Source organism: Kitasatospora sp. NPDC001603, assembly GCF_040298365.1.
Taxonomy (GTDB): domain Bacteria; phylum Actinomycetota; class Actinomycetes; order Streptomycetales; family Streptomycetaceae; genus Kitasatospora.
Genome location: NZ_JBEPAA010000005.1, coordinates 168,550 through 184,449, shown reverse-complemented (window position 1 = coordinate 184,449; position 15,900 = coordinate 168,550). Strand labels below are relative to the sequence as shown.

Sequence of the window (15,900 nt, the reverse complement as noted above, 5' to 3'; positions counted from 1 at the left end):
GGCCGAGGAGTCCACCCGGATGAGCACCACCCACATCGACCGGCTGCGTGCGTTGCTGGAGCCGTTGGCCGCCCAGGCGGGCCTGGACCTGGAGGACGTCAAGGTCACCCAGGCCGGCAGCCGCCGCCAGGTGCAGATCGACGTGGACGCCGACGGCGGCGTGGATCTGGACGCCATCGCGGAGTTCAGCCGGGTGGTCGGCGAGGCCCTGGACACCTCCGACGTGATGGGCACCGGCGCGTACGTGCTGGAGGTCGGCTCGCCGGGCGCGGAGCGCCCGCTGGTCGAGCCCCGCCACTGGCGCCGGGCCGAGGGCCGGCTGGCCGCGATCCACCTGGTCGACGGCGGGGAGATCGTCGCCCGGGTGCTGGAGGCGGACGAGGACGGCGCGCTGGTCGAGGTGCAGCCGGTGAAGGGCCGCGGCCGGCCCAAGGAGCGCCGCCTGGAGTACACCGAGGTGTCCCGGGCGCGCGTCCAGGTGGAGTTCAACCGCAAGGACGACGAGCTCCTCGACCAGGCCCAGGACTTCGTGGACGACGACTCGGCGGACGACGGCGCCGAGGAGGGGGACGACGGTGCGCAGTGACGACCTGCCCACCGACCGCACCATGACGAACGTGACGAAAGACGAGGAGGCGTAGCCGTGGACATCGACATGAGTGCCCTGCGCACGCTGGTCAACGAGAAGAACATCCCCTTCGACCTGCTGGTCGAGTCCATCGAGTCGGCCCTCCTCACCGCGTACCACCGCACCGAGGGCTCGCGCCGCCGCGCGCGGGTCGAGCTGGACCGCAAGTCCGGCCACGTGACGGTCTGGGCGACCGAGGACCCGGCCGAGCTGGACGAGGGCGTCGAGCCGAAGGAGTTCGACGACACCCCGAGCGGCTTCGGCCGGATCGCGTCCAGCATCGGCATCCAGGTGATGATGCAGCGCCTGCGCGACGCCGCCGACGACCAGACCTTCGGCGAGTACGCGGGCAAGGAGGGCGACATCGTCACCGGTGTCGTCCAGCAGGGCAACGACCCGAAGAACGTGCTGGTGGACATCGGCAAGCTGGAGGCCATCCTGCCGCCGCAGGAGCAGGTCCCGGGCGAGGACTACCGGCACGGCACCCGTCTCAAGTGCTACGTGGTGGCCGTGCGCCGCGGCGTGCGCGGCGCGTCGGTGACGCTCTCGCGCACCCACCCCAGCCTGGTGAAGAAGCTCTTCGCCCTGGAGGTGCCGGAGATCGCCGACGGCAGCGTCGAGATCGCCGCGATCGCCCGTGAGGCCGGTCACCGCACCAAGATCGCGGTGTGGTCGCGCCGGTCCGGGCTGAACGCCAAGGGCGCCTGCATCGGCCCGATGGGCAGCCGGGTGCGCGCGGTGATGGGCGAGCTGCACGGCGAGAAGATCGACATCGTCGACTGGTCCGAGGACCCGCGCGAGATGGTCGCCGCGGCGCTGTCCCCCGCACGGGTGACGAGCGTCGAGATCGTGGACCTCCAGCAGCGCTCCGCCCGGGTGATCGTGCCGGACTACCAGCTGTCGCTGGCGATCGGCAAGGAGGGCCAGAACGCCCGCCTGGCCGCCCGCCTGACCGGCTGGCGGATCGACATCCGCCCGGACACCGAGGGGCAGTCCGACGACGGCGGCCGGGAGTCCTCGGCCGAGTAGTCGCGCCCCGGGCACCACCGTTCCACCGCCCCCCGCCGTTCCACCCCGGATCGGCGGGGCGGCGCCATGTCCCTTCGGAGGGGTAGACTTGCCTTCGTCTGGCCGGACGCACGTCCGAGCACGCCCGGAACGCACCTGCGTGGGCTGCCGCAAGCGTGCGGCCAAGCACCAGCTGTTGCGTGTCACGGCGGTCGAGGGCGTTTGCGTCCCCGATCCGCGTGGCGCGCTGCCGGGCCGGGGCGCGCACCTGCACCCCGATCCGGCCTGCCTCGACCTCGCGGTCCGCCGTCGGGCGTTCCCCCGGGCCTTCCGGCTCCAGGGCACACTCGACACCGAGCGGCTCCGCGAGTACATCGGGGAGCGGGCAGGCGACACCCCGGCGCCCTGAGCTTCCTCAGGCCTCTGGCGGGCACCTCCCCGTTACGGCCGCCGCTCCACGCGGCGGAGAACCACCGCACCAAGCACAGTGCGCGGGCAGCCGCACGCCGTGCCACCAGTCAGGTACCTCGCGATGTGGAAGTAGGTCGAGATTGCGATGAGCACTCGATGAGTACGCGATGAGTACGCGATGGGTACGCCCATGAAGTAGCGACGGTCCGGCGGACGAGACACCCCGGACTCATAGATCAGGAGTGAAGTGGCTAAGGTCCGGGTTTACGAACTCGCCAAGGAACTTGGTTTGGAGAGCAAGGCCGTGATGGCCAAGCTGACCGAGCTGGGTGAGTTCGTCCGTTCGGCGTCCTCGACCATCGAGGCGCCGGTCGTACGCAAGTTGACTGACGCGCTGGGAGTCGCCCCCACCGGTGGCGCTGCCAAGCCTGGCCCGCGGAAGCCCGCGGCGCCCCAGCCCGCCGGCGGTTCCGCCGCCGGTGCGGCCGCACCCAGGCCGGGTGCCCCGACCCCGGGTCCGCGCCCTGCCGCGACCCCGGGACCCCGTCCCACCCCCGCTGCCGCGGCGCCCGCCGCCCCGGCCGCACCCGCCCAGGCCGCCCCGGCCGCTCCGCGCCCGGCCGGCGCGCCGACCCCGGGCCCGCGCCCGGCGGCTCGCCCCGCCGCCGCGCCCGCGGCCCCGGCTGCTCCGGCGGCCGAGTTCTCCTCCCCGGCCCCGGCCGAGGAGACCCAGGCGCAGCGCCCGGCCGCGCAGGCCCAGCGCCCGGCCGGCCCCGCCGCCGGCAGTGGTGCCCGTCCGGGCCCGCGCCCGGCCGGCCCGCGCCCGGGCAACAACCCGTTCACCTCGGGCAGCGCGACCGGAATGGCCCGCCCCGGCGACCGCCGTCCGGCCGCGCCCGGTGCCCGTCCGGCCGCCGGTGCCCCTGGCGCCGGTGACCGTCCGCGTCCCGGTGGCGACCGTCCGCGTCCCGCCGGCGCCCCCGGTGCCGGTGACCGTCCGCGTCCCGGTGGCGACCGTCCGCGTCCCGCCGGCGCTCCCGGTGCCGGTGACCGTCCGCGTCCCGGTGGCGACCGTCCGCGTCCCGCCGGTGCCCCCGGCGCCGGTGGCGCGCCGCGCCCCGGTGGCGCCCCGCGTCCCGACGGCATGCCCCGTCCGGCCGGTCCGCGTCCCGGTGGCCCGAGCCCGTCCGGCATGCCGCGTCCGAACCCCGGCATGATGCCGCAGCGTCCGGCCCCGGGCCCGCGTCCGGGCCCCGGCGGCCGTGGCCCCGGTGGCCCCGGCGGCCGTCCCGGTGGTCCGGGTGGCGCCGGTGGCGCCCGTCCGGGCTTCGCCGGTCGTCCGGCCGGTCCGGGCTCGCGCCCGACCGGTGGCTTCGGCGGCCCCCGTCCCGGTGGCGGTGCCCCCGGTGGCGGCGGCGGCTTCGGTCCGCGTCCCGGTGGCTTCGGCGGCCGTCCCGGCGGCCCGGGTGCCCGTGGTGGCACGCAGGGTGCCTTCGGCCGTGGCCCCGGTGGCCGTCCGGCCCGTGGTCGCAAGTCGAAGCGGGCGAAGCGCCAGGAGTACGAGGCCATGCAGGCCCCGTCCGTCGGCGGTGTGATGCTGCCCCGCGGCAACGGCCAGACCGTTCGCCTGTCCAGCGGCGCCTCGCTGATGGACTTCGCGGAGAAGATCAACGCCAACCCGGCCGCGCTCGTCTCCGTGATGTTCAACCTCGGTGAGATGGTCACCGCGACCCAGTCGGTCTCCGACGCGACCCTCGAGCTGCTGGCCGGCGAGATGGGTTTCATCCTGGAGATCGTCAGCCGCGACGACGAGGACCGCGAGCTGCTGGAGTCGTTCGACATCGACTTCGGTGCCAACGAGGGCGACGAGGACCAGCTGGCCCCGCGCCCGCCGGTCGTCACCGTCATGGGCCACGTCGACCACGGTAAGACCCGACTGCTGGACGCCATCCGCAAGTCGAACGTGGTGGCCGGCGAGGCGGGTGGCATCACCCAGCACATCGGTGCCTACCAGGTGGCCACGATCGTGAACGGCGAAGAGCGCCCGATCACCTTCCTGGACACCCCGGGTCACGAGGCGTTCTCCGCCATGCGTGCCCGTGGTGCCAAGTCCACCGACATCGCGATCCTGGTGGTCGCGGCCAACGACGGTGTCATGCCGCAGACGGTCGAGGCGCTGAACCACGCCAAGGCCGCGGGTGTGCCGATCGTGGTCGCGGTCAACAAGATCGACGTCGAGGGCGCCGACCCGACCAAGGTCCGCGGTCAGCTGACCGAGTTCGGTCTGGTGGCCGAGGAGTACGGCGGCGACACCATGTTCGTCGACATCTCCGCGCGCCAGGGCCTCAACATCGACCAGCTGCTGGAGGCCGTGGTCCTGACCGCGGACGCCTCGCTGGACCTGCGGGCCAACCCCGAGCAAGACGCGCAGGGTATCGCCATCGAGGCCCACCTCGACAAGGGCCGCGGCGCCATGGCGACCGTGCTCGTGCAGCGCGGTACCCTCCGCGTCGGCGACTCGATCGTGGTCGGCGACGCCTACGGCCGCGTCCGCGCGATGCTGGACGAGAACGGCAACAGCCTCGCCGAGGCCGGCCCGTCCCGCCCGGTGCTGCTCCTCGGTCTGACCTCGGTGCCCCGCGCCGGCGACAGCTTCATCGTCGTCGACGAGGACCGCACCGCGCGCCAGATCGCCGAGAAGCGCTCGGCCCGCGACCGCAACGCCGCGTTCGCGCAGCGCCGGGTCCGGGTGTCCCTGGAGGACCTCGACAAGGCCATCGCCGCGGGCGAGATCGAGCAGCTCAACCTCATCATCAAGGGTGACGTCTCCGGTTCGGTCGAGGCCCTCGAGGACGCCCTCGTCAAGCTGGACGTGGGCGAGGAGGTCGAGCTCCGCATCCTGCACCGCGGTGTGGGTGCGATCACCGAGTCCGACGTCAACCTGGCGATGGGTTCGGACGCCATCATCATCGGCTTCAACGTGCGCGCCGAAGGCCGTGCGCGCGCCGCGGCCGACAAGGAAGGCGTGGACGTCCGGTACTACTCGGTCATCTACCAGGCGATCGAGGAGATCGAGAACGCCCTCAAGGGCATGCTCAAGCCCGAGTACGAGGAGGTGCGCCTCGGCTCCGCGGAGATCCGCGAGGTGTTCCGTTCCTCCAAGTTCGGCAACATCGCGGGTGTCATCGTCCGCGAGGGCCTGCTGCGCCGCAACGCCAAGGCCCGCCTCATCCGCGACGGCAAGGTCGTGGCGGAGAGCCTCACCATCGAGGGTCTGCGTCGCTTCAAGGACGACGCGACCGAGGTCCGCGAGGGCTTCGAGGCCGGTGTGACCCTGGGGTCGTTCAACGACATCAAGGTCGAGGACATCGTCGAGACCTACGAGATGCGCGAGAAGCCGCGCGCGTAAGCGGGTGGTGTCCGGGGCCGGTCGACGGGTGGTATTCCCGTCGACCGGCCCCGGTCTCGCTGTGTAGGGTCCTGGGGTAGTCAGCGATGACGAGAAGCAGCCCGGTCCAGGGCTGCCCCCGAGGCCTCCAGGTCGGCGAGACCTGTCATACATGTTCGTGGGAACACTCACCTTCGACCTGCTGCTGGGCGACGTACATTCGCTCAAGGAGAAGCGTTCGATCGTGCGGCCCATCGTGGCCGAACTGCAGCGCAAGTACAGCGTGTGCGCTGCCGAGACCGGGAACCAGGATCTGCACCGCAGGGCCGAGATCGGCCTGGCGGTGGTGTCCGGCGAAGCCGGGTACGTCACCGAGATCCTGGACAGCTGTGAGCGGTTGGTCGCCGGCCGCCCCGAGGTAGAACTGCTCTCCGCCAGGAGGCGCTACCACAACGACGACGACGAATGAGGTCTGCGGAACGGACCGGCGCGAGTCGCCGTTCTCACACAGATCAGGACCGAGAGCGCCCACAAGGCTGGGCGCGGGCCGGTACTTTGGGGCGTGGGCCCCGACGGGCAGGCAGTACGCCCGAGTTACCCGGCCCATTGCACGAGGAGGCAACGTGACCGACACCGCTAGGGCGCGCAAGCTCGCAGACCGCATCCAGGTGGTCGTGGCCGAGACCCTGCAACGCCGGATCAAGGACCCGCGACTGGGCTATGTGACCATCACCGACACCCGGGTCACCGGCGATCTGCGCGAGGCCACCGTCTTCTACACCGTCTTCGGTGACGAAGCCGAGCGCGAGGCCTCGGCCGCCGCGCTGGAGAGCGCCAAGGGAGTGATCCGCTCCGAGGTCGGCAAGATCGGGGTGCGTTTCACCCCGACGCTGACCTTCGTCGCGGACGCGCTGCCAGAGAACGCCCGGAACATCGACGACCTGCTCGACCGGGCCCGGGCCATCGACGCCGCGGTGCGCACCACCGCGGCGGGCGCGAAGTACGCCGGTGACGCGGACCCCTACAAGGTCCCGGCGTCCGAGCGTGACGACGAGGACGAGTAGTCATGGCAGGTGAGCCGGCGTCGACCGGTTCGACGGCCGGAGCAGTCGCGGGGGCGTCCTCCACCACCACGGTGGAGGGTGCCCTCGCGGTGCTTCCGGGGCCGCGCGCCGAGGCGCCCGGCTTCGAGCTGGTCTGGCAGCAGGTGGTCGCGGAGATCGGGCGCGCCCGGTCGATCGACCTCATCTGCCACATCTGCCCGGACGGCGACGCGCTCGGCTCGGCCCTGGCGGCCGCGCTGGCCCTGCGCGGGCTGGGCCACGAGGTCCGGGTCTCCTTCGGGGACGACCCGCAGATCGTGCCCGAGTCGCTGGCGTTCCTGCCCGGCCAGGAGCTGATCGTGCCGGCCTCCGAGGTGCCCGCCGTCCCGGAGCTGGTGCTCTGCTTCGACGTGGCCGCCGAGAGCCGGCTGGGCCTGCTGCACGAGAAGGCCTTCGCCGCGCCGGTGCTGGTGGTCATCGACCACCACGCCTCCAACCCCGGCTTCGGCACCCACCAGCTGATCGACCCGAGCGCGCCGGCCACCGCCGTCCTGGTGGACGAGCTGCTGCGCCGGCTCGGCGTCGAGCTGGACCAGGCCCTGGCCACCTGCCTCTACACCGGTGTCGCCACCGACACCGGCTCGTTCAAGTACCGGGCCACCACGCCCGCCACCCACGAACTCGCCGGGCGGCTGCTGGCCACCGGCATCCGGCACGACCTGATCTCCCGGCAGCTGTGGGACACCTCGTCCTTCGGCTACCTCAAGGTGCTCGCGGCCGCGCTCGACCGGGCCGTCTACGAGCCGGACGCGGCCGGCGGCCTGGGCCTGGTGTGGACCTGGGTGCCCTACCAGGACCTGGCGCTGTTCAGCGTCACCGTCGAGGAGATCGAGGGCCTGATCGACATCCTGCGCCGCCCGGCCGAGGCCGAGGTCGCGCTGGTGCTCAAGCAGGACCCGGACGGCACGCTGCGGGGCTCCTCGCGCTCCAAGGGCGCGGTGGACGTCGCGGCGGCCTGCGCCGGGCTCGGCGGCGGCGGGCACACCTTCGCGGCCGGATTCTCCACCCGCGAGCCCGTGGCCGACGCGGTGGAGCGGTTCCGGGGCGCGCTGCGGCCCGTCAGCTGACCACTTCCAGAGAAGCCTCCAGAGAAAAGAACAGATGAAGCGCAAGGGAACCGGCCCGGACGGCCTGGTCATCGTCGACAAGCCGGAGGGCATCACCTCGCACGGGGTGGTCGCCAAACTGCGGTGGCTGGCCGGGACGCGGAAGGTCGGCCACGCCGGCACGCTGGACCCGATGGCCACCGGCGTGCTGGTCATCGGCATCGAGCGGGCCACCCGGCTGCTCGGCCACCTGATGCTCACCGCCAAGACCTACGAGGCGACCGTCCGGCTCGGCCAGACCACCGTCACCGACGACCGGGAGGGCGAGGTCACCGCGTCCGTGCCGGCCGACGGCGTGCGGCGGGAGGACATCGACGCCGGGATCGCCGCCCTCACCGGCGAGATCATGCAGGTGCCGTCCAAGGTCAGCGCGATCAAGATCGACGGCAAGCGCTCCTACGCGCGGGTGCGCGAGGGCGAGGACTTCGAGCTCGCGGCCCGGCCGACCACCATCCACTCCTTCACCGTCCACGAGCAGCGGGCCGCGGTCGCCGAGGACGGCACCCCGGTGATCGACCTCGACGTGACGGTGGAGTGCGCCTCCGGCACCTACATCCGGGCGCTGGCCCGCGACCTCGGCGCCGGCCTCGGCGTCGGCGGCCACCTCACCGCGCTGCGGCGCACCCGGGTGGGCCCCTACGGCGTGGAGTCGGCCCGGACCCTGGAGCAGCTGGAGGAGGCGGTGACCGGTGACGCCGGCGCTCCGCTGGAGGTGCTGCCGATCGGCGACGCCGCCGCGGCCGCCTTCCCGCGCTGGGACCTCGACGCCGAGCAGGCCAAGGTGCTGTCGCACGGCGCCCGGCTGAAGGCGCCCGGGATGGGCGTGGCCGGTCCGATCGCGGTCTACGGGCCGGACGGGCGGTTCCTCGCGCTGGTGGAGGAGCACGGCGGTCAGGCGAAGCCGGTGGCCGTCTTCGTCGGCTGACGCCGGGAGCTCCGGGCCGCGTGCCGGTCGAGCCCCCCGCCGCCCCCGTCCGGGGCGGCGGGGGGCTCTCGGCGTTCCGCGCGGGCACCTGGCGGAGCGGGGCCGGTGAGGCTCACCCGCACGGGGGAGCGCGCGAAGTGAACCCCGGTGGTGAGCGGCGCGGGTGCGGTCGGGCCCGCCCGGCACCGGGCAGGCTCCCGGGCGGCGAGCAGGTCGCCGCGACGCGTCCGCCTCCCGGGCCGCTCGGCCCTGCCGGGAGGGCTGCACGCATGCCGGGAGCACTGGACGGCGACGGGGTGGCGGACGATCCGGGGCGCTACCTGCTGCGGATCCGCGACCTCGACGGACGACTGCGCGGGCTGGGGTTCGTCGCGGACCCGCAGGGGACCGTCCTCACCGCGCACGAGAGCGTCGCGGACCTCGACCGGATCGTCCTGCACACCCCGGGCGGCCAGACCAGGGTGCTGGGCCCGGACAGCGTCCTGCCGCTGCCCGGGCACGGCCTGGCCCTGCTGCGGACCGACGGCGTCGGCGGGCTGCCGGTGCCCCCGCTGCCGATCGCGGCGCCGGGCGCGGTGGCCGCCGGGCGGGAGGTGCTGCTGCCCGCGTTCACCGGCGAGGGCGAGCGGACGGTCGCCCTGCGCTGCGGCGTGCTGGGCGTCACCGGCGCGGTCTACGCCCGGCCCGACCGCTTCCACCTGCTGGGCGGGGTGCTGCTGCTGGACGTGCCGGTCGTCACGGGCACCGGGCCGGTGCCCGCCGGGGCGCCGGTGCTGGACGCCCGCAGCGGTGCCGTGATCGGCGTCGCCGCTCCGGCGCTGCGGGCCCCGGAGCAGGGCGGCGCGCTGACCGCCGCCCCGGCGAACGGCAGCGGGTCGGGCGAGGGCGCGCCGGCGCTGGCCGAGGCGCTGGCGCGCAACGCCGCCGGTGTCCCCGCGTACGGATCGGCGCTGAACCTGGCGGGGGTGCTGCGGCTGGCCGCCGCCCAGGTGGCGGCCGCCGGGGCCGGTCCCGGCCGGGTGGCCGCCCTGGCCGCCGACCGGGTCGACCGCCCGGACGGCCTGGCCGGGGACGATCCGCGGGCGACGGTCACCGCGCTGGTCGGCGCCCCCGGCTCCGGCCGGACCACCGAGCTCGCGGCCCTCGCCGTCCGCCGCGGCGGCGAGGACCGGGCGCTTCCCACGCTCTGGCTGCGCGGCGCCGACCTGCGCGCCGAGGACGCCTCGCTCGCCGCGGCGGTGCGGCGGGCGCTGGCCTCGGCGGCGGCCGACCTCGGCACCCGGCCGCCGCCCGGGCCGGACGCCGTGGCCGCCCTCTGCGCGGCCGCGCGGCGGCCGCTGCTGATCGTGCTGGACGGCCCCGAGGAGGCGCCCGTCCCGCTCGACCGGGCCTGGCTGCGGGCGGCCGGGGAGTGGCTGACGGCGGTCGGGGCCCGGCTGCTCACCGCCTGCGGGGACGAGGCCTGGGAGCTGCTGGCGGGCCTCGACGACGACCGCGCGGCGGCCGGGCCCGGCACGGCGCCGGCGGGGTGTCCGCGGCACGGCGGGGACGGCCCGCCGTGGGACCGGGAGCCGTGGGCCGGTGACGAGTTACCGGCGGGCGGCACCACGGCCGGGCCGGCCGGGGCCGGTTGCCGCTGCGCGGGGGCGGCCGGGAGCTTCGCCGTCCACCGGCTCGGCCCGCTCCCGGCCGAGGCCGCCGACCGGGTGCGCCGCCGCTACGGGCTGCCGCCGGACTGGACGTCGGCCGCGGACGCCCGCCACCCGCTCGCCGTCCGGCTGGCCGGGGAGCTGTGGGCGCAGGGGCTGCGCGGGGAGCCGGTGGGCCGCGGCGAGCTGTTCGCGGCCCACCTGGACCTCTGCTGCCTGCGGGTGGCCCAGCGGATCGCCGCCGACGGGCGACCCCGGCGCCCGGGCGCCCACCGGCGGGGTGCCGAGCGGCCGGCGGGTCCGTCGCCCGGCCGGGTGCGCAGGCTGGCCGCCGCGGTGGCCGGGCGGGTGCACGAGGCGGCCCGGCGGATGCTCGGCGCGGAGCAGGGCGGGCTCGGCCGGGCCGCCTTCGAGGAGCTCTTCCCACCCGGCAACTGGGCGGCCGCAGTGCTGGCGGAGGGCCTGTTCGTGCCCGCGGGGCCGGGCTTCCGGCTCGCCCACGGCGAGTTCTCCGACTGGCTCCAGGGCCTGCACCTGGACCTGGACGCGGCGCTGCGGCTGCTCCTCGGCGAGGCCGAGGACACCCCGCCGCCGGGGGAGGCCCGTACGGTGCCCCGGCACCGCGTCGCCCCGGTGGCGTCCGCGCTCGGGCGGCTGGCCGAGACCTGGGGCGCCACCGCCCTGGACCCGTGGCTGCACCGGCTCTGGCGGGCGCTGGACCTGCGCCCACCGGGCAGCGAACCCGGCTGGTGGGCCGGCCGGTTGCTCGCCGCCGGGCTGGCCGCCAGCCCCGATCTGGACGAACACCGGGCGCTGCTCGCCCAGTTGGCCGGCCGGATCGCCGAGGTGGCACCGGCGGCCGGCGGGTTCGAGCGGCTCCCGGCGGCCGGTCTGGGCCGCTTCGGTCCGCGCTTCTGGACCGGTCTGGGCCTGCCGGTCGAGAGCGAACTGGCACTCCTGCGCCGACTGGTCACCGCCGACGGACCGGCGCGGCCGTTCCTCGCCGCCACGGCCGAGCGGCTGCGCGCCGACCCGGCCCTGGTGATGCCGCTGCTCTGCGCCTGGTTCGACGACCCGCGCGGGCTGCCCGGCCGCCCCGGCACCACCGTCGCCGACCTCGCCCACGACCTGCTGTACCACCACCGCGCGCTGGCCCTGGACGACCTGACGGAGGCGCTGGCCGACGCGGCGCACCCCCGGGCGGACGCGCTGCTCACCGTGCTCGCCGGGGAGGAGCCGTCGGCGCTCTGCCGCGCCGTGGACCGCTGGAGCCACGACCGGCGGCCCGAGCGGCACGTCGCCGCCGCCGTGCACGCGCTGCGGGCCGCGCCGTACGCGCGCGGGGCCGGACCGGAGTTGCTGCGGTTCGCCGCGCTGGCCCTGCTCGCCCGCGAGGAGGAGCCGTGCCTGCACGGCGCCGCGCTGGCGCTGCTGGTGCGCGACCCCCGGGCCCGGGCCCGGCACCTCCCGGCCGCGCTGGCGGCGTACCGGCACGGCGAGGACCGCTTCCTGACCGCCCGGGCGCTGGCCCCGGCGCTGGAGAGCGATCCCGAGCCCGTCCTGGCCGCGTTCGCGCAGCGGCTGGCGGCCCCCGGCGCGGCCGTCGCCGAGACGCTTCGGGTGCTGGCCGACGCCCGGACGCCGCAGGCCACCCGGCGCGGCGCCGAACTGGCGGCCCGGCTGCTGCGGGAGCGCCCGGCGCTGGCGGGCGCGGTCGCCGTCGACTACCTGGGCCGCCGGCTGACGCGTGGCGCCGCCGGGGGACCGGCCGCCCGGCTGGAGCTGCGGGTGCTGCTCGGCAGCGCCCTGGCGGCCGGTCCGGTGGCGGTGCGGCGGCCGTTCGCCCAGGTGCTGGCGGTCCCGGTGGCCGACGCCGAGGCCGACGCCCTGCGCTGCGAACTCCTGGACACCCTGCTGGCCACCGAGGGCGACCAGGAGGTGCTCGCCGCCGTCGTGGAGCGGCTGGCCGAGCACTGCGCGGCCGAGCGCCCGGCCCGGGCCCGGACGGTGCTGGCCCGCGCCGCGGCCGGGCTCACGGACGCGGACGAGCTGCTGGCCCGCTGCGCGGGCCGTTCGGCGGCGTTCGCGCTGCTGCTGGCCCGGTGGCCCGAGGGCGAGACCCCGGCCCGGCCCGCCGGCCCCCGGTCGGCCCGGTTGCGGGAGCCGGCGGCGGCCGGGCGCGACCCGCGGGAGGCCGCCGAGGCCGGGCGGGAGGCGGACCGGGCGACCCCCCGGGAGCCGGTTCCCACCCCGGTGTCCGGGACCGGACAGCCGGTGGTGCGCCCAACCCGCCTTCCGGTGCCGAAGCAGGGGCGGGCGCATGGCACGCTATAGGGGTTCGGGTTTGAGCGTTTGAGCGTACAGAAGGTACGCGCCGTAGGGAACAAGGAGCGGTCAGGGTGCAGCGCTGGCGTGGCCTGGAGGAGATCCCCGGGGACTGGGGACGCAGCGTCGTCACCATCGGGTCGTTCGACGGTGTGCACCGCGGGCACCAGCTGATCATCAACCGGGCGGTCGAGCGCGCCCGTGAGCTCGGCGTCCGCTCGGTCGTGGTCACCTTCGACCCGCACCCGAGCGAGGTGGTCCGCCCGGGCAGCCACCCGCCGCTGCTCGCCCCGCAGCCGCGCCGCGCGGAGCTGATCGAGGCGCTCGGGGTGGACGCCGTCCTGGTGCTGCCGTTCACCTCCGAGTTCTCCCAGGAGTCCCCGGAGACCTTCGTCCGGCAGGTGCTGGTGGACGCGCTGGGCGCGCGGCTGGTCATCGAGGGGCCGAACTTCCGCTTCGGGCACCGCGCGGCGGGCGACGTCGCGCTGCTGGCCGAGCTGGGCCGGGCCGCCGACTTCGACGTCGAGGTGGTCGACCTCCAGGTGCGCGGGGCGGCCGGGGACGGCGAGCCGTTCTCCTCCACCCTCATCCGGCGGCTGGTCGCGGCCGGTGACATGGCCGGCGCGGGCGAGGTGCTGGGCCGCCCGCACCGGGTCGAGGGCGTGGTGGTGCGCGGCGCCCAGCGCGGCCGCGAGCTGGGCTTCCCGACGGCCAACGTGGACACGGTGCCGCACAGCGCGATCCCGGCCGACGGCGTCTACGCGGGCTGGCTGACGGCGGACGGCGAGCTGATGCCGGCCGCGATCTCGGTCGGCACCAACCCGACCTTCGACGGCACGGCCCGCACCGTGGAGGCGTACGCCATCGACCGGGTCGGCCTGGACCTGTACGGGCTGCACGTCGCGGTCGACTTCCTCGCCTACCTGCGCGGGATGGAGAAGTTCGACTCGATCGACGCGCTGCTGGACCGGATGGCCGACGACGTGAAGCAGGCCCGCGAGCTCACCGACGGGGGCTGACCGGACCGGTCGCGGATGCCGAAAGGGCCCGCCGGGCCGTCCACGGATCCCCTGGATCCACGGACGGCCCGGCGGGCCCTTTCGGTTCGCTACGGCTACGGCTGCTGCGGGTAGCCGTACCCGGCGGGGGGCGGCGGCTGCGCGCCCGGCTGGGGCTGCGGGTAGCCGTACCCGCCGGCCGGCGGCTGGGGCTGCTGCTGCCAGTCCTGCGGGGGCTGCTGGGCCCCCGGCTGGGCCTGCGGGTACCCGTAGCCGGGCGGGGGCGGCGGGGCCTGCCCCGGCTGCGGGGCCCACGGCGCGCCGGGCGCGGGCCCGCCGGCCGGGTAGCCGCCCTGGCCGGGCTGCTGGTACGGCTGCTGCTGGGCCTGCTGCGGGTAGGGCTGCTGCGGGTCCGCGTACGGCTGCGGCTGGCCCGGGTAGGGGGCGGTGGGCTGCGGGGGCTGGTGGGCCTGCTGCTGCCAGCCGGACTGCTGGGCGGCGGCCTGCTGGGCGCGGACGATGTCCTCGCCGACCAGGGTGGCGAGTTCGAAGTACGCCTCGCGGACCTTGGGCCGCATCATGTCGAGGTTGACCTCGGCGCCCGCCGCCAGGCTCTCGTCGAACGGCACCACGATGACGCCGCGGCAGCGGGTCTGGAAGTGCGCGACGATGTCCTCGACCTTGATCATCTTGCTGGTCTCGCGGACCCCGGAGACCACCGTGATGCTGCGCTGCACCAGGTCGGCGTAGCCGTGCGCGGAGAGCCAGTCCAGCGTGGTCGACGCGGAGGAGGCGCCGTCCACGCTCGGCGTGGAGACGATGATCAGCTGGTCGGCGAGGTCCAGCACCCCGCGCATCGCGCTGTACAGCAGGCCGGTGCCGGAGTCGGTCAGGATGATCGGGTACTGGCGGCCCAGCACGTCGATGACCTGGCGGTAGTCCGAGTCGTTGAAGGTGGTCGAGACGGCCGGGTCGACGTCGTTCGCCAGGATCTCCAGGCCCGAGTGCAGGTCCTGGGAGGTGAACTGACGGATGTCCATGTAGCTGCGCAGGTGCGGGATGGCCGTCACCAGGTCGCGGATGGTCGCGCCGGTCTGGCGCTTGACCCGGCGGCCGAGGGTGCCGGCGTCCGGGTTGGCGTCGATCGCGATCACCTTGTCCTGGCGCTCGCTGGCCAGGGTCGCGCCGAGCGCGGTGGTGGTCGTGGTCTTGCCGACGCCGCCCTTGAGGCTGATCACCGCGATCCGGTAGCAGCTCATCACCGGCGTCCGGATGACCTCCAGCTTGCGGCCGCGCTCGGCCGCGGCGGCCTTGCCGCCGAACTGGAAGCGCGGCTGCTGGCGCTGCTGCTTCGGCTGGTTGCGCAGCAGCCGGTCCGAGGAGAGCTCGACGGCGGCCGTGTAGCCGAGCGGTGCGCCGTGCGAGACCTGCTGCGGGGCGGCGGACTGCTGGAACGCGGCGGGTGCCTGCGGGACCCCGGACTGCTGCTGCCACGGCTGGGCGGGGCCCGGCTGCTGGGGCTGGGGCTGCTGGGGCTGGGCCGGCTGCTGCGGCGGCTGCTGGTACGGGGCCGGCTGCGGCCAGCCGCCCTGGCGGGGGTCGACCGGGGGTGCTTGCGGGCCGGGCGCCTGGGGGCCGGGTGCCTGCGGGCCGGGTGCCTGCTGGGCGGCCGCCCAGGCGGCGGCCTGCTGCTCCTGGGGATCGGCCGGCTGCTGCGGCGGCGCCGGCTGCGGCCACGGCTGGGCCTGCTGCGGCGGCTCCGGGTACGGCTGCGGCTGGGCGTACGGCTGCGGGTCCGCGTAGGGCTGGGGCTGGGCCTGCTGCGGCGCCTGCTGCTGGGGCTCGGCGTAGGCCGGCGGCTGGGCCTGCTGCGGCGGCCCGGGGTAGGGCTGCGGCTCCGCGTACGGCTGCTGCGGCGGGGGCACGGCCGGGCCGGGCTGCTGGTGCGCGGCCACGTCGGCCGGCGGCCACGGCTGGGCCGCCGCGGCCTGCGGCTGCTCGGGGGCGGGGCCCGGCGCCGGGGCGGGCGCGGGCCCGCCGGCGGTGGGCGCGGCGAACGGGACGTGCTGCGCCTCGACATGGGTGGCCGGCGCGGGGACCGGCGGGGCCGCCTCCGGGGCGGTCGCGACGGCCGGGGCCGGCTCGGCGGCCGGGACGGGCGCAGGCGCGGGCACCGGAGCCGGTGCGGCGACCGGCGCCGCCGCCGGACCGTCCGCGGCCGGGGGAACGGCCGGTGGAACGGCCGGTGCGACGAACGATTCGGCCGCGGGCACGGGCGCGGGCGCGGGGACCGGTGCCACGGCGGGCGCCGGTGCCGGTGCCGGCGCGGCCGGGCCGCCGCCCGCCGCCGGAGCGCCCG

General features: G+C 76.0%; 11 protein-coding genes. 10 read left to right on the top strand and 1 reads right to left on the bottom strand.

Features of this window, described 5'->3' with window-relative positions; all coding sequences use genetic code 11:
- The first annotated feature begins 19 nt into the window (after positions 1 to 19).
- The 10 genes from rimP (at position 20) to ABT263_RS05850 (ending at position 13,562) form a co-directional block, all read left to right on the top strand.
- Positions 20 to 586, top strand: a complete 567-nt coding sequence (gene rimP, locus ABT263_RS05895) for a ribosome maturation factor RimP (RefSeq protein ID WP_329487716.1) — start codon at positions 20 to 22, stop codon at positions 584 to 586.
- Positions 587 to 643: 57 nt separating this feature from the next.
- The gene (gene nusA / locus ABT263_RS05890; RefSeq protein ID WP_329487715.1) at positions 644 to 1,657 is read left to right on the top strand and encodes a transcription termination factor NusA; all 1,014 of its coding nucleotides are present in this window, start codon (positions 644 to 646) and stop codon (positions 1,655 to 1,657) included.
- Between the two features lie 139 nt (positions 1,658 to 1,796).
- A complete protein-coding gene (locus ABT263_RS05885) occupies positions 1,797 to 2,045 on the top strand; it encodes a YlxR family protein (protein WP_329487714.1) in 249 nt (82 codons plus the stop codon).
- Positions 2,046 to 2,294: 249 nt separating this feature from the next.
- Positions 2,295 to 5,456 carry a translation initiation factor IF-2 gene (infB, locus tag ABT263_RS05880; protein WP_329487713.1) on the top strand — a complete coding sequence of 1,054 codons (3,162 nt, stop codon included), beginning with the start codon at positions 2,295 to 2,297 and terminating at the stop codon, positions 5,454 to 5,456.
- A gap of 151 nt (positions 5,457 to 5,607) precedes the next feature.
- Positions 5,608 to 5,904, top strand: coding sequence for a DUF503 domain-containing protein (locus ABT263_RS05875; protein ID WP_329487712.1), 297 nt, complete (start codon positions 5,608 to 5,610; stop codon positions 5,902 to 5,904).
- Between the two features lie 154 nt (positions 5,905 to 6,058).
- Positions 6,059 to 6,499 carry a 30S ribosome-binding factor RbfA gene (gene rbfA / locus ABT263_RS05870; protein ID WP_329487711.1) on the top strand — a complete coding sequence of 147 codons (441 nt, stop codon included), beginning with the start codon at positions 6,059 to 6,061 and terminating at the stop codon, positions 6,497 to 6,499.
- Between the two features lie 2 nt (positions 6,500 to 6,501).
- Positions 6,502 to 7,605, top strand: a complete 1,104-nt coding sequence (locus ABT263_RS05865; RefSeq protein WP_352288008.1) for a DHH family phosphoesterase — start codon at positions 6,502 to 6,504, stop codon at positions 7,603 to 7,605.
- Positions 7,606 to 7,639: 34 nt separating this feature from the next.
- Positions 7,640 to 8,569: a tRNA pseudouridine(55) synthase TruB gene (gene truB, locus ABT263_RS05860; RefSeq protein ID WP_329487709.1), complete on the top strand. Its 930-nt coding sequence runs from the start codon at positions 7,640 to 7,642 to the stop codon at positions 8,567 to 8,569.
- Between the two features lie 269 nt (positions 8,570 to 8,838).
- On the top strand, positions 8,839 to 12,552 hold the full coding sequence (locus ABT263_RS05855; RefSeq protein ID WP_352288006.1) for a trypsin-like peptidase domain-containing protein: 3,714 nt from the start codon (positions 8,839 to 8,841) through the stop codon (positions 12,550 to 12,552).
- 65 nt (positions 12,553 to 12,617) lie between these two features.
- Positions 12,618 to 13,562 (top strand): bifunctional riboflavin kinase/FAD synthetase, encoded by a 945-nt coding sequence (locus ABT263_RS05850; protein ID WP_329487707.1) that lies wholly within the window; start codon positions 12,618 to 12,620, stop codon positions 13,560 to 13,562.
- Positions 13,563 to 13,657: 95 nt separating this feature from the next.
- On the opposite strand, the gene ABT263_RS05845 is transcribed toward ABT263_RS05850, so the two are convergent.
- Positions 13,658 to 15,814 (bottom strand): MinD/ParA family ATP-binding protein, encoded by a 2,157-nt coding sequence (locus ABT263_RS05845; RefSeq protein WP_502885762.1) that lies wholly within the window; start codon positions 15,812 to 15,814, stop codon positions 13,658 to 13,660.
- Positions 15,815 to 15,900 lie beyond the last annotated feature (86 nt).